This is a genomic window from Parerythrobacter lutipelagi (assembly GCF_005434975.1).
In the GTDB taxonomy this organism is placed as follows: Bacteria; Pseudomonadota; Alphaproteobacteria; order Sphingomonadales; family Sphingomonadaceae; genus Parerythrobacter_A; species Parerythrobacter_A lutipelagi.
Genome location: NZ_SKCJ01000002.1, coordinates 354,805 through 375,867 on the forward strand (window position 1 = coordinate 354,805; position 21,063 = coordinate 375,867).

Annotated in this window: 20 protein-coding genes; 10 read left to right on the plus strand and 10 right to left on the minus strand. The window is 62.2% G+C overall.

Annotation, left to right across the window (positions count from 1 at the left end):
* Positions 1–115: 115 nt before the first annotated feature.
* The 3 genes from E0502_RS10035 to E0502_RS10045 are packed head-to-tail and all read right to left on the minus strand — an operon-like array spanning position 116 to position 3,596.
* The gene (locus E0502_RS10035) at positions 116–1,378 is read right to left on the minus strand and encodes an N-succinylarginine dihydrolase (protein ID WP_192895951.1); all 1,263 of its coding nucleotides are present in this window, start codon (positions 1,376–1,378) and stop codon (positions 116–118) included.
* Entirely contained in the window at positions 1,375–2,391 is a 1,017-nt protein-coding gene (locus tag E0502_RS10040; protein WP_137677874.1) for an arginine N-succinyltransferase, read from the minus strand. The genes E0502_RS10035 and E0502_RS10040 overlap by 4 nt, the downstream gene beginning before the upstream one ends.
* A complete protein-coding gene (locus E0502_RS10045; protein WP_137677875.1) occupies positions 2,388–3,596 on the minus strand; it encodes a hydrolase in 1,209 nt (402 codons plus the stop codon). The genes E0502_RS10040 and E0502_RS10045 overlap by 4 nt, the downstream gene beginning before the upstream one ends.
* 176 nt (positions 3,597–3,772) lie before the next feature.
* Here E0502_RS10045 and E0502_RS10050 point away from each other — a divergent pair, with 176 nt between their 5' ends.
* From E0502_RS10050 to E0502_RS10060, 3 genes are read left to right on the plus strand one after another with little or no spacing between them, the layout of a single operon-like run.
* Positions 3,773–5,887 (plus strand): malate synthase G, encoded by a 2,115-nt coding sequence (locus E0502_RS10050; RefSeq protein ID WP_137677876.1) that lies wholly within the window; start codon positions 3,773–3,775, stop codon positions 5,885–5,887.
* Positions 5,888–5,899: 12 nt separating this feature from the next.
* Positions 5,900–6,577 (plus strand): D-Ala-D-Ala carboxypeptidase family metallohydrolase, encoded by a 678-nt coding sequence (locus E0502_RS10055; protein ID WP_137677877.1) that lies wholly within the window; start codon positions 5,900–5,902, stop codon positions 6,575–6,577.
* A gap of 48 nt (positions 6,578–6,625) precedes the next feature.
* Entirely contained in the window at positions 6,626–7,162 is a 537-nt protein-coding gene (locus E0502_RS10060; RefSeq protein ID WP_137677878.1) for a hypothetical protein, read from the plus strand.
* Here the strand turns inward: E0502_RS10060 and E0502_RS10065 are convergent.
* The 5 genes from E0502_RS10065 to E0502_RS10085 form a co-directional block, all read right to left on the minus strand.
* Positions 7,159–7,977 carry a TerC family protein gene (locus E0502_RS10065; RefSeq protein ID WP_137677879.1) on the minus strand — a complete coding sequence of 273 codons (819 nt, stop codon included), beginning with the start codon at positions 7,975–7,977 and terminating at the stop codon, positions 7,159–7,161. The genes E0502_RS10060 and E0502_RS10065 overlap by 4 nt on opposite strands.
* A gap of 54 nt (positions 7,978–8,031) precedes the next feature.
* The gene (rsmA, locus tag E0502_RS10070; RefSeq protein ID WP_137677880.1) at positions 8,032–8,850 is read right to left on the minus strand and encodes a 16S rRNA (adenine(1518)-N(6)/adenine(1519)-N(6))-dimethyltransferase RsmA; all 819 of its coding nucleotides are present in this window, start codon (positions 8,848–8,850) and stop codon (positions 8,032–8,034) included.
* Positions 8,843–9,859 carry a 4-hydroxythreonine-4-phosphate dehydrogenase PdxA gene (pdxA, locus tag E0502_RS10075; protein WP_137677881.1) on the minus strand — a complete coding sequence of 339 codons (1,017 nt, stop codon included), beginning with the start codon at positions 9,857–9,859 and terminating at the stop codon, positions 8,843–8,845. The genes rsmA and pdxA overlap by 8 nt, the downstream gene beginning before the upstream one ends.
* Positions 9,860–9,876: 17 nt before the next feature.
* Complete coding sequence (locus tag E0502_RS10080) at positions 9,877–11,277, minus strand: peptidylprolyl isomerase (protein WP_137677882.1); 1,401 nt, start codon at positions 11,275–11,277, stop codon at positions 9,877–9,879.
* Positions 11,278–11,424: 147 nt separating this feature from the next.
* On the minus strand, positions 11,425–13,692 hold the full coding sequence (locus tag E0502_RS10085) for an LPS-assembly protein LptD (protein ID WP_137677883.1): 2,268 nt from the start codon (positions 13,690–13,692) through the stop codon (positions 11,425–11,427).
* A gap of 100 nt (positions 13,693–13,792) precedes the next feature.
* Between E0502_RS10085 and E0502_RS10090 the strand changes: the two genes are divergently transcribed.
* From E0502_RS10090 to E0502_RS10115, 6 genes are all read left to right on the plus strand, one after another.
* A complete protein-coding gene (locus E0502_RS10090; protein ID WP_137677884.1) occupies positions 13,793–15,250 on the plus strand; it encodes a leucyl aminopeptidase in 1,458 nt (485 codons plus the stop codon).
* Positions 15,251–15,289: 39 nt separating this feature from the next.
* Positions 15,290–15,466, plus strand: coding sequence for a DUF2256 domain-containing protein (locus E0502_RS10095; protein WP_420813497.1), 177 nt, complete (start codon positions 15,290–15,292; stop codon positions 15,464–15,466).
* Positions 15,463–15,897: a DNA polymerase III subunit chi gene (locus E0502_RS10100; RefSeq protein ID WP_137677886.1), complete on the plus strand. Its 435-nt coding sequence runs from the start codon at positions 15,463–15,465 to the stop codon at positions 15,895–15,897. The genes E0502_RS10095 and E0502_RS10100 overlap by 4 nt, the downstream gene beginning before the upstream one ends.
* A gap of 59 nt (positions 15,898–15,956) precedes the next feature.
* The gene (locus tag E0502_RS10105) at positions 15,957–16,460 is read left to right on the plus strand and encodes a hypothetical protein (RefSeq protein WP_137677887.1); all 504 of its coding nucleotides are present in this window, start codon (positions 15,957–15,959) and stop codon (positions 16,458–16,460) included.
* Between the two features lie 106 nt (positions 16,461–16,566).
* A complete protein-coding gene (ndk, locus tag E0502_RS10110; protein ID WP_137677888.1) occupies positions 16,567–16,989 on the plus strand; it encodes a nucleoside-diphosphate kinase in 423 nt (140 codons plus the stop codon).
* A gap of 108 nt (positions 16,990–17,097) precedes the next feature.
* Complete coding sequence (locus tag E0502_RS10115) at positions 17,098–17,502, plus strand: YybH family protein (protein WP_137677889.1); 405 nt, start codon at positions 17,098–17,100, stop codon at positions 17,500–17,502.
* Positions 17,503–17,613: 111 nt separating this feature from the next.
* Here E0502_RS10115 and purN read toward each other — a convergent pair whose 3' ends face one another.
* Together purN and purM are read right to left on the minus strand one after the other, a co-directional pair.
* A complete protein-coding gene (purN, locus tag E0502_RS10120) occupies positions 17,614–18,603 on the minus strand; it encodes a phosphoribosylglycinamide formyltransferase (protein WP_275668359.1) in 990 nt (329 codons plus the stop codon).
* Entirely contained in the window at positions 18,596–19,699 is a 1,104-nt protein-coding gene (gene purM / locus E0502_RS10125; RefSeq protein ID WP_137677891.1) for a phosphoribosylformylglycinamidine cyclo-ligase, read from the minus strand. Before purM ends, purN begins: the two co-directional genes overlap by 8 nt.
* A 71-nt stretch (positions 19,700–19,770) precedes the next feature.
* Here purM and E0502_RS10130 point away from each other — a divergent pair, with 71 nt between their 5' ends.
* Positions 19,771–21,057: a heavy-metal-associated domain-containing protein gene (locus E0502_RS10130; RefSeq protein WP_240049016.1), complete on the plus strand. Its 1,287-nt coding sequence runs from the start codon at positions 19,771–19,773 to the stop codon at positions 21,055–21,057.
* Positions 21,058–21,063: the final 6 nt, after the last annotated feature.

Consider the following 21,063-nt stretch of genomic DNA (forward strand, 5'->3'; position numbering starts at 1 on the left):
TCCCTTTCTTGTTAACATTTTACACTGCAAGCCCCATGCCAGCGCCACGGCGCTGCGGGATACGGTGGTTAACGTCCAAGGGATTGTAAACAAACCCGACGAGCTGTCGAGCGTGTTAACCCAGAATCGTCAGATCGAGCGATTCCAGCAACTTGCCGCGCGCTGTTCGAACGGTTTTGGCAAGCTCGGGCAGGCCGATATCGGACGGGTCGATCTGTTCGGGCCACCATTCACCGATGACTTTTTCGAGCTGTTCGGCCTTTGCCTCGCTGAGCAGGAAGCGCGGGTCGACCGTTGCCGGATCGGCGACAACGCGCAGGCGCAGGCAGGCGGGGCCGCCGCCATTGGCCATCGACTGGCGGACATCGACCGGGATCACCTGCCGGATCGGCCCATTCGATGCCAGCATGGCTTCGCACCAGGCCCACACGCTCGCGCTTTCCTGACATTCGTCCGGCACAACCAGCGCCATCTCGCCGGAAGGCAAGGTGAGGAGCTGGGCGTTGAAAAGATAGGTCTTGATCGCTTCCGCCAGGCTGACGGCGCTCGACGGCACTTCGACCACTTCCAGCGCGGGGAAGGCTGCGCGGATTGCCTGATATACGCTGTCGCGGTCGGCGAAGGCTTCTTCGTGAGTAAACAGGACGCGCTCGTTGGCGACCGAGACGACATCGTTGTGAAACGCACCCGCTTCGATCGCGGCGGGGTTCTGCTCAATAAAAACTGTGCGTGCGGGATCGAGCCCGTGCAACCGGGCGACAGCGCGGCTGGCTTGTTCGTGCTGGCGCGCAGGAAATCTGCCGCCCGGCCGGCCATAAACGAACACCTCCACTCCGGCACTGCCATGCCCTTCGCACAGCCGCATATGGTTTGCTGCGCCTTCGTCACCGAAACTGGGCGGCACCGCGTCATGTACGGTGAAATGGTCGGAATTGCCGAAGGCGATATCGAGCTGAGCCTTGGTGTCGCGCCATTCCTGCGCGCGATGGACCATGGTGACGAGGTTGGCCGGTGTCAGGTGGCACTTGCCGTCGGCGGTATCTGGCGCGGGGCTGACCGTCGCCGCATTGGCCGTCCACATCGAACTGGCCGACCAGGCCGCCGCCAGCAGGGCGCGATCCTCAGCCGGGTTCACCGCCAGTCGCCGAAGCGTTTCCTCGTTCGGTCGCAGCAACGGCAGGAGAAATCCCTGCGCCAGCCCGCGCGCCATATTGCCGCGCATCTTGCCGATCCCCTGCAGCGCAGCAGCGCGCGGGTAGGACGGATCGCCCCTGTGGCTTGCGCTGGCAATATTGCCGAGGCTGAGCCCCGCGTAATTGTGCGACGGGCCGACAATACCATCGAAGTTGATCTCGACCAGATTTCCGGGCTTGTTCAACGCGCTACGCTCCACACGATATCGCCCGGCTGCACATTGAGCACCTCGGCCGCCGTCGCATCGATGGTGACCGAGCCATCATCATTGACGCAGCGCTCGCCGTAACAGCTGCGGAAGGTCGCCAGATGACCGGTGGCGATCAGCGAACGCTCTCCGTTCTCGCAATCGATCCCCTCGATTGCCGCATGCTGCGCGTCTTTCACGCTTTTCACCTGATCGGTTTTGGCCAGCATGGTCGGCCCGCCGTCGAATATGTCGACATAGCCTTCGTAAGCGAAGCCTTCGTTCTCCAGCATGCGCATGGCCGCGCGCCCGGTGGGGTGCGGCAAGCCGATGACCTCGCGCGCATCATTATCCAGCATGGCGACATAGACCGGATGCTTGGGCATCAGATCGGCGATGAACTGGTTGCCGTTGATGGCGTTGAAATAATCGGCTTCCTGAAAACTCATGCCGAAGAACCGGCCGGCAACCCCGTCCCAGAATGGCGAGCCGCCGCGATCATCGATGATCCCGCGCAATTCGGCCAGCACCCGGTCGGCGAACCGCGCGCGGTGCATGGCGATGAACAGGTAGCGGCTGCGCGCGAGCAGCAGGCCGAGACCCCCGGCGCGTTCGTTGGGATGGAGGAACAGTCCGCCGACCTCGCTCGCCCCCTCCAGATCGGTCGTCAGGCCGAGGATCTCCGCGCGCACTGTGCGGTCGAGTTCCTGCGAATGCTGCGACAGCGTGCTGAGGCGGTAGGAATAGAATGGCCACTGCTGGCCGACCTGTGTGAACAGCTGGCAGGTGCCGCGAACAGCCCCGGTTTCCGCGTTCTCCAGCACCAATACGAATTGATCGTCGCCCAGCTTTTCATCGTCGCGCGCGAAGGCCTGCTCGGCGCGGTCCAGCTTGCTGCCCAGCGCCTTGCGATCTGCCGGCAGGTTGGTGAAACCCCCGCCGGTCAGCTTGGCCATTTCATACAGCGGTTCGAGATCGGAAGCGCGTGCAGCGCGCAGGCGAAAGGTCAAAGCGGATCCCCCGAAGCAAGTTTGTGCAGCACCAGCGCGGACAGGGCCGCCCGTTCTCGCAGTGATGATACGATCATGAATTCATCCGGCGAATGGATTGAACCGCCGCGCACACCCATGGTGTCGACGACGGGAACGCCGGTGGCGGCGATGTTGTTGCCGTCGCACACTCCGCCGGTCGATTGCCAGCCGATTTCCTGACCGAGCGACGCCCCGCAGTCGCGCACCAGATCGAACAGTTTCTGCGCCCGCCGGTCGACCGGCTTTGGAGGGCGGGTGATGCCGCCGTGGCGGTGAATCGAAACCTCGTGCGTCTGCTGGACATCGCCGATCAGCGCCGCCAGCCCGGCTTCGAACTGCGCCGCAGCGTCAGGGCTCTTGGGCCGGATGTTGAACCGCAAGACGGCATGGTCCGGCACCACATTGTTCGCGGCGCCGCCGTCGATCTTCGCCGGGTTGACCGGGCATTCCCCGGTCTGAAGCTGTTTGAGCCCGAGCACCAGCGCGGCCGCTGCGACGATCGCGTTGCGCCCGTCCTGCGGATTGCGCCCGGCGTGGGCGGACTTGCCGGTGATGGTGAGCGAATAATTGCCGCTGCCGCCACGCGCATGGGCCAGCGTGCCGTCGGGCAGGGCGGAAGGTTCGTAAGTGAGCGCAGCATATTTGCCCTGCGCCAGCTGCTCGATCAGCGGCGCGGATGCGAGCGATCCGGTTTCCTCGTCCGAATTGATCAGCACATCATAGCCGATGTTCGCGGCGCATTCGCTCGTTTCGAACGCCATCAGTGCGTGAAGGATAACGGCGATACCGCCCTTCATGTCGGCGAGGCCCGGGCCGTTCAGCGTCTCTTCGTCGAGCCACTGCTGGTCCTGAAACGGATGATCCTTGGGAAAGACTGTGTCCATATGCCCGGTGAACAGCAGCCGCTTCGCTGCATCGGGCCGCACGCGCAGCACCATATGCTGGCCGAATTGCCGGTCGACTTCGCTGCCATCGGGATCGATTGCGGATACCGGGGCCGGGTCGATCATCTCGATATCGCCGGGCAGCGCGGAGAAGGCTTCGGCCAGTCTGGCGGCCATTTCAGCCAGCCCTTCGAGATTGGCGGTACCGGTGTTGATCGCGCTCCACTCACGCGCTTGGGCGAGCATGGCATCCTGATCGATCGGGGCGATCAGCGCTTCGTGTTCGGTATCCGGTTTCATTGGCAACAGCCTCTAGCCGCGCGGACGCGGCTGTCCAAGGGCAGGCAAGAAATTCTTGGGTCTGAAAGCGTTGCATCGGCAGGCGAGCTTGGCCATAGCGCGCCTGTCCTCCCCGGGTTTTGCTGTTATGAATCCCCCCGCGCATCGCTGTGCGCAATCTATTCTTGCGAGGACCAATGACCGAATATGTGAAGCGCGCCGGATTGCAGGTTTATCCGGGACTTGCCGACTTGCTCGAAACGCAGGTGCTCCGGGCGCTGGGCCGCGATGTCGCGGTTTTCTGGCAGGGGTTTGCCGATCTCCTCGCCAGCAAGGCGCCGCGCAATCGCGAACTGCTGGCGAAGCGAGAGGACCTGCAGGCAAAGATCGATGCCTGGCACAAGGATCGCGCGGGCCAGCCGCATGATGCGGACGCATATCGCGCCTTTCTCCAGCAGATCGGTTATCTCGTCCCTGAGCCGGAAACATTCACTATCGGTACCGAAAATGTCGATCCCGAGATCGCGACGATGGCGGGGCCGCAGCTGGTGGTGCCGATCCTGAATGCGCGCTTCCTGTTAAATGCGGCCAATGCGCGCTGGGGAAGCCTGTATGACGCGTTCTACGGCACCGATGCGCTCGATGCGCCGCCTGCGCGCCCCGGTGGTTATGACGAGGATCGCGGCGCAGCGGTGATCGCGCGCGGGCGCGAATTCCTCGATTCGGCGCTGCCACTGGTGGACCAAAGCTGGGCCGATCTTGCCAACGAGCATGACGGCAAGCTGCAGGACGAGAGCCAGTGGGTGGGGCATACCGATCAGGGTCTGCTGTTCCGCAACCACGGTCTGCACATCGAAGTCGTGTTCGATCGCAAGCACCCGGTCGGCAAGACCGACAAGGCGGGTATTGCCGATATAGTGGTCGAAGCTGCGCTGACCACGATTTGCGATTGCGAGGATTCGGTCGCGGCGGTCGATGGCGAGGACAAGACGCTCGCCTACACCAACTGGCTCGGCCTGATCCGAGGCGATCTGGAGGACACATTCGAGAAGGGCGGGGCGATGATGACCCGCTCGCTCAATGGCGACAAACTCTACCGCGACGGCGACGGCAACCAGCACGCGCTGATGGGCCGCAGCCTGCTGTTCGTGCGCAACGTGGGCCACCTGATGACCAATCCGGCGATCCTGCTACCGGGCGGCGAAGAGATTCCAGAAGGGATCATGGATACCGTCTTCACCAGCGCGATCTCCGCGCTCGATGTCGAAGGCGCCAAGAAAGATGGATTGGTAAAGTTCGGCAATTCGCGCCACGGCAGCATCTATATCGTGAAGCCGAAGATGCACGGTCCGGAAGAATGCGCCTTTACCAACGAACTGTTCGATGCGGTGGAGGATCTGCTCGCGCTGCCCCGCCACACGATAAAGGTCGGCGTGATGGATGAGGAGCGCCGCACGTCGGCCAACCTTGCTGCCTGCATCCATGCGGTGAAGGATCGCATCGTGTTTATCAACACCGGTTTCCTCGACCGGACCGGCGACGAAATTCACACCTCGATGCACGCCGGGCCGATGATGCGCAAAGGCGAGATGAAGAGCAGCGCATGGCTAGCCGCATACGAGAAACGCAATGTCGGTATCGGCATGGCGTGCGGCCTTTCGGGCCGTGCGCAGATTGGCAAGGGCATGTGGCCTGCGCCCGATCTGATGGGCAAGATGATGATCGAGAAAATCGGTCACTTGCGCTCCGGCGCGAACACCGCCTGGGTTCCCTCACCCACCGCAGCAACGCTGCATGCGCTCCATTATCATCAGGAAGACGTTTTCGAGATCCAGCAGGACCTCGGCGAAACACCGGGCCTTGCCCCGCTGCTCACCATCCCTTTGGCCGATGGGACCAATTGGTCGGAAGCCGAAGTGCGCGAGGAACTCGACAACAACGCGCAGGGTTTGCTGGGCTATGTGGTGCGCTGGATCGATGCCGGGGTCGGGTGTTCGAAAGTGCCCGACATCAACGACGTCGGCCTGATGGAAGACCGCGCCACACTGCGCATCTCCTCGCAGCATATGGCCAACTGGCTGCTCCATGGCGTGTGCAGCGAGGCGCAGGTGATGGACAGCCTGCAACGCATGGCTGCCAAGGTCGATGAACAGAACGCGGGCGACCCGCTGTATGAGCCGATGGCGGGCAATTGGGACACCAGCCTCGCGTTCAAGGCCGCATGCGACCTTGTGTTCAAGGGTGTAAGCCAGCCGAGCGGTTATACCGAGCCATTGCTGCACAAATGGCGGCAGGCGAAGAAGGCCTGCTAGGGGCGGCCCGTCATGCGCCGCCGATTGCTTGCCGTCGTCGCATTCGTGTTGCTGGGACTTGTCGTCTGGCTGCTCACGCGGCCGGGCGATGCCCCGCTGATCGGCAGCAATGCTCCGCAAGCCTATTCTCGCGCAGCCTTCGACCAATGGTTGATTGCGGACCCTGACCGAATCCGCGATTTCGAAGACTTCGCTGACTATCTCGCCGGGCAGGGGGTGGGAAATGTCGTGCCCGTCTGGCAGCTGACGCGCACCGATGCCAATCGTTCCAAGGATTGCGAGCGTCCTCAATTCCTGATCCCGCCGCGGGACGACTGGGCGAATATCGTGCCTGTGCTGGTGCTTGTGCGGGATCATGTTTCCCCTGAAATCGGCGCAGTCGAAGTGCAATCGACCTATCGCACGCCCGATTTCAATGACTGCATCGGCGGCGCGGTTCGTAGCAGGCACCTTTCCTTTTCGGCTGTTGACCTGACACCGGTCGAACCGATCCCCAATTCGCAGCTGTTCGGCAACTTGTGCCAGCTGCAAGCACAGCTCGGACCGGCCAGCCGCTTCGGGCTCGGCGCCTATTTCGATCCCTCCATGCCGGACCGGGCGAGCGGGCGGTTTCATGTCGATGTTTCGGGTTATCGCAGCTGGGGTTATTCGCAGCGCTCCGAAAGCAGCGGTTGCCGCGCATTCCGCTGATTTTGCTCTGAAAACCAATTGTTCAGCCATTGGTGGCATGGCTGAAGGATGGAACAGGTCGTAGAATTCATCGGGTTGGCGCTAAGATACTCGTTCTCACTCGCCTTGAGTGTGGGTGTGTTGGGCGCGATCCTGTACCCGATCCTGCAAATGCATCTGGCCATGTGGCGCAAAGCGGCCGGACCCTATGCGGGGGCGTTCGAGCGGAGCGGAAACCCCTCCAAGCTGGCCGGGGCGGCCGCGATCGCTGAACGCGGAATTCGCTGGGGCATGAGCACCAACCAGCGTCAGCGGGTCTATCCGCCGGTCCATGTCACGGTCTTGCCAACAGGCATCGGCCTGCAGATCATGCACCCCTTCCGATACGGCTCGAAACCCCTGATCCTTCCGTTTTCGGAAATGGAGCTTGCATCGACCAAATGGGCACTGTGGGGTGACCCGGTGGCGATCCGCATGAAGCAACTCGATGGGATCGACATCATCCTCTACCGCGAAATCATGGAATGGGCAGCCGAGCAATCGCCCAGCATCGCCGCCATGATGGTGAAGGCCAATCCGGCACTCAATCGCCCGGTAATAAGCTAGGCCGCTTCAATGGCTTTGGCATCGGCGGCCGCTTTGCGCCGCCGGTCACGCTGGACGATATTGAGAATTTCGACCCCGACAGAGAAGCCCATCGCCGCGTAAATATAGCCCTTCGGCACATGGAAGCCGAAACCATCGGCAACCAGAACCAGCCCGATCATCACGAGGAAGGCCAGCGCGAGCATCACCAGCGTCGGGTTCTTCTCGATAAATTTTGCCAGCGGATCGGCTGCGATCATCATAATCCCGACCGTTATCACAACAGCTGTTACCATGATGGGAATGTGATCGGTCATGCCCACAGCAGTGAGAATGGAATCGATTGAGAATACGATGTCGATGGCGATGATCTGGACAATCACTGTGCCGAATGTGGCGGTTGCGGCCGCAGCGATGCCGGGTGTCTTGTCGAGCAATTCGCCGCTGTCGTCGTCCGGTTCCATCGAGTGGTGGATTTCCTTGGTTGCTTTCCACAAAAGGAAGAACCCGCCAGCGAGCAGGATCAGGTCACGCCCGGAAAATGCCGTCTCGAAGGTTGCATCGCCATATTCGTTGGAAGCCCCTGAAATGCCGAGATCGAACAGCGGTGTCTGCAGGGTCACGATCCAGCCGATCAGCATCAACAGCCCGATCCGCATGATGAGCGCAAGCGACAGCCCGATACGCCGCGCCTTCTGCTGCTGATGCTCGGGTAGCTTGTTCGACAGGATGGCGATGAAGATCAAATTGTCGATCCCCAGAACCACTTCGAGCGCGATCAGGGTTAGCAGGGCCAGCCAGGCAGCCGGATCGGAGAGCAGGGCGAGGATATCCATGTGCCGCCATTTGCCCAAAGCATTGGGGCAGCACAAGCGGGTTTTCGGGCTGGCTCAGCTCAGGTTGCGGGCCAACGATACAAACTCACTGACTGCCAGCGTTTCAGCCCGGCGTTGCGGATCGATCCCCAATTCGGCCAGCGCTTCGACCGCGCCGGGAACGCTTTTCAGGCTTTGCCGCAGCATTTTGCGGCGCTGGCCAAATGCTGCCTCGGTCAGCCGCTCCAGCATGCGGGCGGAAACGCCGTCGGGCATGTCCGATGGTGTGACATGGACGATGGCGCTCATCACCTTGGGTGGCGGCGTAAAGGCACTGCGGTGGACTTTCATCGCCAGAGCGGCTTCGCTGCGCCACTGCGCCAAAACCGCAAGCCGCCCATAGGCGCTGCTGCCGGGTTTCGACGCAATGCGCTGCGCGACCTCTTGCTGGAACATCAGCGTTAGCGAGGTCCAGTGCGGCGGCCAGCTTTCTCCGCCCAGCCAGCGCACGAACAGCGCTGTCCCGACATTGTAAGGCAGGTTGGCGACCACTGCGAAGGGCTCGCCCATCAGCTCCGCATGGTCGATCTTCAGGGCATCGCTTTCAATCACTTTCAGCTGGCCGGGATAGGCTTCGGACAGTTCGGCCAGAGCAGGCATGCAGCGGCGGTCCATCTCGATCGCGGTCACCCGAGCACCGGCCTTGAGCAAGGCGCGCGTCAATCCGCCGGGACCGGGGCCGATTTCGAGGACTGGCGTGCCTGCCAGATCTCCCGGAATGGCCGCGATCCGGTCGAGCAACTGGGCGTCGAACAGGAAGTTCTGCCCCAAGGCTTTCGACGCGCTCAGGCCATGCCTTGCGATGACTTCGCGCAGGGGCGGGAGGTCAGCCATGCGCGCGCCGGACGGCCATCTCGCCCGCCAGCCGGATCGCGGCAATCAGCGCGCCGGGATCGGCGATATTCTTGCCCGCAATATCGAACGCCGTTCCGTGGTCAGGACTGGTACGGATGATCGGCAGGCCAAGCGTGCAGTTGACCCCCTGATCGAAGTCCAGCGCCTTGATCGGCACCAGTGCCTGATCGTGATACATGCACAGCGCTGCATCATAGCTTCCGCGCTTGTGCGGCGCGAACAGCGCGTCGGCAGCGTGCGGGCCGGACACGTCAAATCCGTCGTCGAGCAGCCGCTTGATTGCGGGTTCGATTATCCGCGCTTCCTCATCGCCGAACGCACCGTTTTCACCGGCGTGCGGATTGAGGCCGGCAATCGCGAGGCGCGGCTGCGGGATGCCGAAATCGCGCTGCAGCGCATTCGCCGTGACCTGAGCACGGCTGACGATCAGCTCGGCTGAAAGCTTGCCGGGCACATCGGCCAGCGCGCAATGGATAGTCAGCGGGACTGTGCGCAGACTGGGCCCGGCCAGCATCATCACTGTTTCCTGCCACGCGATCCCGCATCGCTCCGCCAGAAATTCAGTCTGTCCGGGAAAGCCGAAGCCGACCTGCACCAGTTCGTGCTTGCTGACCGGTGCGGTGACCAGCGCAGAACCTTCATTCTCTCGGACCAGCCGCGTTGCTTCTTCAAGCGACAACAGAGCTGCACTCGCGCCCGCACTGCCCGGTGTGCCCGGCGTGTGAGCACAGCGGAGCAACGGGATCACCGGCAAGGCGGCGCTGAACACCTCTGATGCCTGCGCTGCCGCAGCGATTTCGCGTGTAACGATATGGATCCCGCGGGTCGTCGCCGCCTGCTCCAGGCATCGGGCATCGCCGACCACAGCGAACGCAGGCAAACCTTCTGCTTCCCGCGCTGCCCACGCGGCAGCGATCAGCTCAGGGCCGACACCCGCCGGATCGCCCAGCGACAGGATCAACGGGGCGGACAAATCGTGTCGGGCCATCAGCGCGCCCGCATGGGTCAGAAGAACCGGATGTCAGCGTCGTTTCTCAGATCGCGCAGGAAGGCATTGGCGCGTTTCTCGATCCGCTCGTTTTCGATTTCCTGCTGGATCTGACCGACGGTCTTGCCCGCTTCGCTCTGCGGGGCTTGCTTGCCGCACAGCATCAGAACCCGGATGCCTTCTTCCGGCGTGCCGAAAGCTTCGGTGGCCTGGCCAACCTGCATCCCCAACAACACGCCTTGCAACGGTTGCGGAATGTCGCGGGCCTGCAAGGCGCGCCCTTCGATGATCTCAGCGCCCAGTTGCTGCGCTATGCCGCTAGCGGCTGCGCAGCTTCCGGCATTCTGGAAACCGGTTTGCATGGCCTGCATGCGGGCGTTGAAATCCGCTTGGCTGATCCCAGCCGGGACCTGAAGCGAAACCTGCGTGAGGTTGAGCATCGTGTCGCGCGGATCGGCTTGCAGCACCTGACGCCGGTCAGCCAGCACGATGATGCTGAATCCGCCGGAGTTTTCGATGAGGCGCAATTCGCCGACCTGCATGGTGTTTACTTCAGTGCCGATTTCCGGCGGCAGCCGATTGAGCTGGACGAAGTCGAGGTCGCCCCCCTGAACTGCGGTCGACATCTCGGAAAACTGGCGGGCATAGGCCTGGAAGTTGCCGCCCTGGCGCAGTCTTTCGAAAATCGTCTGCGCGTTCTGCAGCACGGCTTCGCGTGTTTCAGGCGTATAGCCGAGAAAAATCTCGCCGATCCGGTATTCGGCAGCCCCACGCGATGCCTGCAGCTGTTCCCAGCGCTCCTGCGCTTCTTCCTGCGAAACATTGATGAATGGCACGACATTGCGTCCAAGCAGCCTCTGCCAGGCAAGCTCGCCGCGAATCTGGCGCTTGAGTGATGCTGGCGACGATCCGAAAGCGATCACCTGCGCGTTCATCTGATCGATCGCATCTGCAGTCGATCCGAAATTGCGCTGCGCCACTTCGGCATACCGCGCTTCGACCTGGGCGTTGTCGACCGGCAGTTCCTGGGCGGTGGCGGCCTGCATCTGCAGCGTCTCGTCCATCAGATTGCCAAGCACGCGCAGTCTGACCAGCTGGAGTTCGTTCTCCGGCAGTTCACCGCCCGAAGTCGCCACCAGCAAAGCCACGCGATGGGCGAGATCGGTTCCGGTAATCACGGCACCGTTGACCACCACGACCGGTGCGCGATTGTTCGGATCATTCAGTTTTGCGCCGACCGTGGCAACCGGAATACCGTAAGGCCCGACCCGGAGATTTTCCTGCGCGGCCTGAGCCTGGGCGGCCTGAGCCTGCTCGGCCTGCGATTGGGCAGCCTGTGCCGCAGCCATCGCCGGCGTTGCGGCGAGAGTAGCGGCGGCAAGCCCGCCAAGAAGCTTGGTACAAATGCTATTGATCACGTATTTTGTTTCCGTCTCTTGCGCTTATCCGCGCGCCGAATTGCTGTCCGCCTCTTGAGCATCGCGGCTTAACCGAAGCTGAGTGTGCCGGTCAAATAGCTGAAGGATAGTCGCCTGCCAATGGCGGTGAAATTATGCGTTCCGGCTTTATCGGAAGCCGAAATTGCGAATTGCGAAATACAGCTGAAACGTGTCCCCGCGCTGCGCATCGCCGGCGGTGACATAGTCGCGCCGCCATGTCAGCCCCATCTCCAGGCAATCATCGGCATAGGCCACGCCAAGGCGCGTGCGGATCGGTTCGAATCCGTCGGACGACAGCAATGGATCCTCCTTCGCATCGGTCAGATTGAACACGCCCGACCCGAAAACCGACCAGTAGCGGGCGAAGGCCACCCGGGCGGCGATGCGCAATTCTTCACGGTCCTGCAAATCCTCGATCCCGGCGTCGATATCGCGATTGAGGCGCAAATAGCCGATCTCGGCATAGGTTTTCTTGCTGCCGACGGTTGCGTCGAACTCGTTGCGCCGGATTGCGAAATTATCCTTGTCGAGGCGATAGCGGTGCGTGAGGCTGACGAAATCCTTGTAACGCACTTCAGTCCGGCCGACGAAATCGGAGACGCGATCGCTCAGCCCGGTTCCGTCGACGAGGATGTTCTTGTTGTTGTCGAGCCGGTAGGATTGACCGAGCGTCGACCGGACCCGCCAACCCGGGCGCTGCAATTCCCAGTCGAACCCGTAGGTGACCCGCACACCGTCTTCGATCCGGTCGTACCCGGGAAAACGATTGAGTGAGAAAAGGTTCGAATCTTCCAGATCGATTGCCCGCGCATCTTCATTCGGCACAGCCAGATTGCGGATCGAGGGGCTCGCGACCAGCTGCACCCGCGGGGTAAGCACCTGAGTGCCGCCAAATGCTTCGCCGACCAGGGGCCATTGCATGTCGAGCGCTGCAAGCGCGACACCGCGCGTTTCCCACCCGGGGTTGCCGCGATAGGATGCCGTTGCCGTAAGAAAATTCTCATCGCTGTGATAAACATCGCCGCGCACCAGACCGGTCAGAGTGACGACTTGTCCCAGATTGGTCAGGCGCTTGAGCGCCCACTGAGCCGAGGCAAAGGCACGCTGCGTGTCCTGCCCTTCGTCGCGGAACAACGCGAGTGTGTTGGCCTGAAATTCGAGCGTTCCGCCCAGGCCGGTCGGATCGCTTACCCGCTTGCGGAAATCGATCACCGGCAAGGCTATCGGGACCTGCCCCTGGTCCTGAGTCAGGCGCAGCGTTTGCGTCGCCCATCCTGCAATCGACAGGTAGGATGTATCATCAATCCGCTCGGCGTTCACGGTCGAGCGAAGGCGATCGTCGCGGCTGATATCGTAGCGGCGCAGAAAAGTGCGATCGGTCGCCACCCGCGCTGAGCCGGTGATGCTCCATTCGGGCGTGAACTGGAACTTGCCGTTGGCGTCGATATAGCCGCGAATATCGCTTTCACTGGTCGGGACGCCGGTGAAGCTGGAGATGCGCCTGCTTTGCGTCACATAGCCGGTGATCTTGTACGCGCCTTCGGCTGCGAGGTGACGCCAGTTGGCCTGCACCATTGGCGGGGCTTCGCTGAAGACATATCCGGTGACTTCGAGGTCCTTGTTCTCCGCCAGCCGCCAGTAATAGCTACCGCTGACCTCGACACCGTTGGACTCCGAGACCCGCAAATCCGGCACGAGGAAACCTGATACTGCCTTGCCATCGGTTCGCACGGCGAGGCCCGGCAAGGGCAGAATGCGCGCGCCGAACAGTTCGAGTACCGCACCCTTGAAGCGCACGCGATTGTCCGCCGGATCATAGGTCACGCGGTCAGCCGTGATGCGCCAGCTCGGATCTTTGTCGCACCCTTCCGGATCGACCACAGCGCACGCGCTGTAGGCGGCATCATTGAGCACGACCGTCCCGTCATCGCCGCGCTCGCCGGATCGGGCGGCCAGCCTGCCGCCTTCGCGCAAAGCGAGCAGCAGGTCGTCCATCGCGCCCGCTTCAAACTCGTCGGTCAGCTCCACACGGTCGGTAAACAGCTGATTGCCGGCCTCGTCGACAAACCGCACGCCGCCAGCAGCGAGAATCGTTCCTGAAGGGCGATTCCACACGACCTGATCGGCACGCACCGACCGATCGTCGCTGCGCAATATCACGTTCCCGGTGGCGGTGACCGTATCGGTTTCGGAATTGTAAGCCAGTTCATCGGCTTCGAAATCGATGATTCGCCCGCTTGGTGAAGCCTCAGACTGCGGCGGGCTAACGGTTTCATCCTGAGCCATCGCCGACGGCGCCCAGAATGCGAGCATGGCAAAGGCCAGTGCGCCCGGCACAATCGGCACCCGATAACGGCGACGGGGGTTAACCAGCACAGGATCGGCGCGGCGCATGGCTTGCCTATCGCACTGGCCGCGCCTAATCGCAATCGCCATAGCCGATGAAGCGCGATTAGACGCGCATCGCGGAAGATCAGGATTTTCTGGAGAACCCATGCAGATCAATTTCACCGATACTCGGCCTTCGGACGCGCGGCTGGTGGCGCATATTGCCGACAAGGGCAAGATGCCTTCCGGTCTCGAGCTTGCCCTTGACGAAGGTGCAGAAGCTGCACGTTTCAAAGGCACGGCCGGCCAGCTGTTCGAAAGTTTTGTCGAGCGCGGCGGTAAAGCCGTCCGTGTCGCGATTGCCGGTGCTGGCGCGCCTGATGCCGAAGCCCGCCATGCAAATTGCGAGAAGGCCGGCGCGGCGATCTCGGCAAAATTCATGACTTCCGGCGCTACGGACCTTGCGCTCGACCTGACCGACAGCGGGCTCGATGCGGTCCATGCGGCGGCCGTTCTGCTTGGTCTGCGGCTGCGCGCGTGGCGCCATGATGTCTATCGCACCAAGATGAAGGCCGAAGAGAAGATTACTCTGGCCGCTGTAACCGTTGTCGGCGCGCCAGAAGGCACCGAAGCTGCATGGGCCGATTATGCGGCGCTGGCGGAAGGCGTCGAATTTACCCGCGAACTCGTGGCCGAACCGGCCAACACGATTTATCCGGGCAGTTTTGTCGAACGCTGCAAGGAACGCTTCGACGGCACCGGCGCCAAGCTGCGCGTGCTCGATGAAGCCGAGATGGAAGATCTTGGAATGGGCGCGCTGCTCGGTGTCGGCCTCGGCAGTGAGCAGCCTTCCTATCTGCTGGCAATCGAATGGAACGGCGGCGGAGATGAAAAGCCGGTCGCGTTTGTCGGCAAGGGTGTGACCTTCGACACCGGCGGGATTTCGCTGAAGCCGGGTCCGGGCATGTGGGACATGAAATTCGACATGGGCGGGGCTGGGGCCGTCGCCGGGGCGATGCTCACACTGGTCAAACGCAAGGCCAAGGCGAACATCGTTGCCGTCATGGGGCTGGTCGAGAACATGCCCGATGGCAAGGCACAGCGTCCGGGGGACATTGTCACCTCCATGTCCGGCCAGACGATCGAAGTGCTGAACACCGATGCCGAAGGCCGGCTGGTCCTGTGCGACGCGCTGCACTGGACGCAGGTGGAATACAAGCCGGCGCGAATCGTCAATTTCGCTACCTTGACCGGCGCGATGCTGATCGCGCTCGGCAATGAACATGCCGGCGTATTCTCGAACAATGATGCGCTGGCAGATGATCTGCTGGCTGCGGGCCGTGAGACCGGCGACAAGCTGTGGCGGATGCCGCTCGCCCCGGCGTATGACAAGCTTATCGATTCGCCGATCTCGGACATGAAGAACATCGGACCACGCGAGGCCGGATCGATCACAGCGGCGCAATTCCTCAAGCGATTCATCATGAATGATACGCCGTGGGCGCATTGCGACATCGCCGGAACGGTGTGGGCGGAGAAGCCCGGACTGACCTGGGGCAAGGGCGCGACCGGCTATGGTGTGCGGCTGATGGACCAGCTCGTCCGCAACACGCTGGAAAACTGAGCGGCGGCAGCACAAGGCGGAGGCAATTCCATCCCGAAAATGCGCAAGAAGGCCGATCTGCCAAGCAAGATCTGCGCGGCATGCGGCCTGCCCTTTGTCTGGCGCAAGAAGTGGGAGCGCGACTGGGACAAAGTGCGGTATTGCTCGGAGCGTTGCCGTCTGAACAAGACAGGCAACAAGCCGCGCGCCACGGGTCATGAGAAGGCAGGTTCGTGAGAGTCGATTTCTACCAGCTCAGCCGCGACCCGGTCGAGAAAGTCGTGCCCATGCTGGCGCGCAAGGTGTGCGAGAGCGGTGAGCGATTGCTGATTGTGTCGCACGAGCACGCTCAGCTCGAGGCGATTGCCGAGGGGCTGTGGGCCGAATCGGAAGCGTTCCTCGCCAATGGCTTCGCAGAAGAACCCCATGCCGCCCGGCAACCGATCCTGCTGTCGGACAGTTGCAGTGCTGCCAATGAAGCGAAGATGGTGCTGATGGCCGATGGCGCGTGGCGCGAAGAGGCGCGCCGGTTCGACCGCGTGTTTCTGATGTTCGGCGATGCGACCATCGAAGCCGCGCGCGAACTGTGGCGCGAGCTTGGCGAGGCAGAGGATATCGAGCGCAATTTCTGGAAACAGGAGGCGGGACGCTGGATCAAGGCTGCGTGACGGGCGTTGCGACTTCAGCGCGAATATGCTCCTCTATGACCGGACAGGAGGCTTGGCCGATGCGCAATCTGGTAATCTTGGGGATGGTGTCCTTGCTCGCAGCCTGCAGCGGTGAAGGTGCTCAGGTGTCGGAAGCGGAGGCTGATGCCAGTGCGACGACCGAAGTCGAGCGCAGCGCCGACGGTGAAACGCGGACCACCACGATCCCGACCGAAGGCGGCACTGCAACCATGCGATCCGGCCCCGGTGCGGCGATCGATCTTCCCCTCGGGTTTGAAGTTTATCCCGGTGCCCAGGTCCTGCAGTCGACCAGCTTTGCCCAAAATGGTGACAAAGGCGCACTTCTGACCTTTGTGAGCGATTCGTCGCCGGAAGATCTGATCGCCTATTATCGGAAGAAGGCGGATCAGGCGGGCATCGAGATCGAAATGGAATTGACCACCGACAACTCGATGATCATCGGCGGGAAGGGCGCAAAAGACGTCATATTCTCGTTCAGTACAGTCCCGGGCGGGGACAAGGGCAAGACACAGGGGCAATTGATGATTGGCTCGGCCCCTTAGCGTCGCGGCATCCCACGCAAGCGAAACACTTGCGGAATTAAGGGGGCGAGGCTAGGGGCGCGCGCAAGAAAATTACCCCGTTTCTCCCCAATCGAAGGAATACCCCATGGCGGTTACCCGCACCTTTTCGATCATCAAGCCCGATGCCACCCGCCGCAACCTGACCGGCGCAGTCACCAAGATGCTGGAAGAAGCCGGCCTGCGGGTCGTTGCCTCCAAGCGCATCCATATGACCCGCGAACAGGCTGAAGGCTTCTACGCGGTTCACAAGGAACGCCCTTTCTTTGGCGAACTGGTCGATTTCATGATTAGCGGCCCGGTTGTGGTTCAGGTGCTCGAAGGCGAAGATGCCATGCAGCGCAATCGTGATATCATGGGCGCAACCAATCCAGCCGACGCTGCACCGGGCACAATCCGCAAGGAACTGGCCGAAAGCATCGAAGCGAACACCGTGCACGGTTCGGATTCGGACGAGAACGCAGCGACCGAAATCGCTTACTTCTTCAACGAAGACGAGATCGTCGGCTAATTACATTTTGAAGTCTGGCATGACCGGCTAAGGCTGAGGCGTGGGTTTCCCGAAGGGAACCAATGTGTTAGCCTTAGCTGGTCATGCTAGGTCGAATCGCAAAATTTTTTGGGTCCCAAACCGGTCCCGCGCGCAATCCGCTCGCTGATTGCCGCCATGAATTCCGAAGATATTGACGCGTTGAGTGCCGTCCTGGCTGACGATCTCGAATTTCTCGACGCGCGTGGACAACGTATCGTTGGTAAAGCGAACGCTCTCGAAATGGCCAGACGGCTGTTCGACTCCGGGATCGAATATCGGCTTCAAGTCGGTAGCGTGGCGCGGGTAGGCGGGCAGCTGTTGATGCGCGGCAAGGCGACCTCGAATGAACCGGCATTCTGCAACGACTTGCTGTGGCGGGTTCACGTGTCGGGTCGCCAGATCGATTTCTGGGAAACGCACGGCAGTCAGGTGGAACAGACCCTGCTCCAAGCGCTCGTCCCGGACCTAGTGCAACGGTCCGTCGCCGCCTGAGCTTCAAACAGGCGAACGGAACCGTCTCGAGGGCTTCGCGCTTGCGATCCCGCCGTGTTTCGTCAGACGGTGCTAGCCGTGCGATCTGACAAGGACATCATGGTTCTTGGGTCAGAAGTTGCCTGCCACGTCGAGAAGCCTTGTTGCGCTCTTCGGGGCGACCTGCCGCCAACTGCGTTCGAGCCAGTCGGCAACATCCTCCCAGTCGACATCGGGGCGGTTGAGGATCACGCCGATCCATCCGCTTGCGCCATAATAGGCGGGCTTGAAATAGGCTTCCGGCTGCGCTTCCACCAGACCGAGCAACTCGTCCATGCCCGATGTCTTTGCCAGCACGGCAATATGCGGAGTGCCGTGGTGCTGGTCGTTGAAATAGGCGAAATACTTGCCGGATTTCTCGCTTCCAACGCGCCATCCGGCGGCGCCATGGCTTTCGCGTTCATGCGCCTGCGGCAAGGCCAGCGCGAGTTCGCGCACTCGGGCAAGCAAGTGGGCTGGATCATTGCCGCGAGAGACATAGTCCGACAGAACGCGCGGATAGAGCTGATGCTCTGCCACGCGCACGCGGCTGGCGAGCTTTTCGGGCGTGTCCCCGGGCCAGATCGCCACTTCCACGCGGCCAAGCGCCTCGCCTGCATCCAGTTCTTCAGTTACCAGATGAACCGTTGCGCCTGCCGTGCTGTCGCCCGCGGCTATGGCCTTGGCATGGGTGTCGAGACCAGGATATTTGGGCAGCAGCGACGGATGGATATTGAGCATTCGCCCCGCCCAGCGCTGAACGAAGCCTTCGCTCAAGATCCGCATATACCCGGCGAGAACGATGTATTCGGCACCGGCGTCCTTGGCCGCCTGTTCCATCGCAGCGTCATGGTCTGCCCGGGCCATGCCTTTGTGCGGCAGGGCGAAGGTCGCAACGCCTTCTGCTGCGGCCAGCTTCAGCCCTTCGGCAGACAGATCGTTTGCGGCCACGAGCACGATTTCATAGGCACAGGCCGGCTGCCGGCTGGCGTAGAGCAACGCCGCCATATTGGTGCCTTTGCCGGATATGAAAACAGCGACTCGCGCTCTGCGTGTGGCGTCGGGATGCGTCCCGTCAGGCAAGGTGAACGGCGTCCCAGTCAACCTTCGCCGACCAGGTGCCGGCAGAGCCGCGCACGGTGCAGCCGCGTTCTCCGGTGTCGATCGTTCCAACCTGCAAAACGGTTTCGCCAGCGGCTTCGAGCATCGCGGTCACATCGGCGGCATCACCCACAGCCACTGCCAGCACCATGCCGACCCCGCAGTTGAAGGTGCGTGCCATTTCTTCGGGCTCGATATTCCCCTGCGCTTGCAGGAACGCCATCAGGCGCGGCTGCTCCCACGCGTCCGCGTCGACGACCGCATGGGCGCCTTTGGGCAATACACGCGGGATATTCTCCAGCAGGCCGCCGCCGGTTATATGCGCCAGCGCGGCGATCTTGCCGCTGCGGATGGGCCCGAGCAGGCTCTTCACGTAAATGCGAGTCGGTTCGATCAGCGCATCGATCAGCAGCCGCTCCTGATCGAACACGGCGGGTCGGTCCAGCTTCCACCCCTTGTCGGCTGCAAGCCGGCGCACCAGTGAATAGCCGTTCGAGTGCACGCCTGAACTGGCCAGACCAAGCAGCACCATGCCCGGGGCGACTTTCTCTCCGGTCAGCTGCTCGCCGCGCTCGACCGCGCCGACGCAGAAGCCCGCGAGGTCATAGTCGCCCGCTGCATACATGCCGGGCATTTCCGCCGTTTCCCCGCCGATCAGCGCACAGCCGGCCTGTTTGCAGCCCTCTGCGATCCCCGCAATTACACGTTCCGCAACGCCGTTCTCCAGCTTGCCGGTGGCAAAATAATCTAGGAAAAACAGCGGCTCCGCGCCTTGCACGATCAGATCGTTGACGCACATGGCAACCAGATCGATCCCGACTGTGTCATGGCGGTCGTGGTTGATCGCCAGCTTCAGCTTGGTGCCGACGCCATCGTTGGCCGCAACCAGCAGCGGATCCCTGTACCCGGCGGCTTTGGGGTCGAAAAAGCCGCCGAAGCCGCCAATTTCCGAATCCGCGCCGGGCCGCGCGGTGGCTTTGACCAGCGGACCGATCGCTTTGACCAGCGCATTTCCGGCCTCGATCGAGACACCTGCACCCGCGTAGGTGTAGCTTTCCGGCGACGTATCATCAGACATGCGCACAGGCTTTAGTCTTTCGCGCTTGGATTTCCATGATTGATTGGGCAAAAGGCGGCGAGTTTTCCCCCATGGCACGATTTTTCCCCCTTTCCGCTATTGCGCGCCGCCCGCTGATTGCAGGTTTGCTGGTGCTGGCTGCGCTTGCCGCAGCCATGCTGGCATCGCGCACTCTGACCGCACAGGTCGAAGGTGATCGAGGGATTGCAGCGGTCGCTGGCAGCAGCGATGTGGAGGTGAGCGGGATCGAAGTCGACGTGCGCGGAGACACTGCGCAGGAGGCTCGCGAGAAGGGCTGGCGTGAAGCGCAGAAGCTGGCATGGGCAAAGCTCAAGGGTCCGGCGCTGCCCGACAACCAGATTTCCAGTCTCGTTTCCGCGGTTGTCATCGAGCAGGAGCAGATCGGACCCAAACGCTATATTGCCACGCTGGGGGTCATCTTCGACCGCGCGCGGGCAGGGCGTTATCTGGGCGGAACCGCGCAGCGCAGCCGGTCTGCGCCGATGCTGCTGGTTCCGGTGACGATCACGGCCGGGACGGAGACTGTCTATGAACGGCGCAATCCCTGGCAGCGGGCGTGGGCTGAATTCAATCCCGGAAACAGCCGCATTGATTACGTTCGCCCGTCCGGCGCAGGTGGCGATTCGCTTCTTTTGACCTACGGGCAGACCGGACGCCGCAGCCGGACATGGTGGCGCAATGTGCTCGACGAGTTCGAAGCGGCCGATGTCCTGACAGCTATATCGCGGCTGGATTATCAGTATCCCGGCGGCCCTGTCCGCGGGACCTTCACCGCGCGCTATGGGCCCGACAACACTTATCTCGCCAGCTTTACGCTCGAAGCCGCCACCACCGAGCAACTGCCGCAGATGCTGACGCAGGCGGTACGGCGCTTTGACAGCTTGTACGAAGCAGCATTGGCGGACGGCAAGCTGAAGCCGGATTCCACGCTCAGCATTGGCATGTCTGGCACCGATCCGGCGCTCCAGCGCCTGATCGAGATCGGCCGCGCGGTCCAGGCGCGTGAAGCGGCGGCTCGTTCATCAGCGAATGCTGCCGATTCGAGCGAGACGCCTTCCGCCGGGGCCACACCAACCGCAACGCCGACCGCTGCAGCCGTGGTCAACAGCTTCGTCGTCCAGTTCGCCAGCCCCGACGCGGGTTCGATCGACGCAACCCTGGCCGCTGTCCGTGCGACCCCGGGCGTGCGCGGTGCGGCGACAAGCAGCCTTGCCATCGGCGGCACATCGGTCATGCGCGTTTCCTATTCCGGTTCACTTGGCGAATTGGCCGGTGCGCTGCGCTCGCGCGGCTTCAGCGTCAATCAGGGCAGCAACGCGCTCGCCATTTCGCGCTAGGGTCGG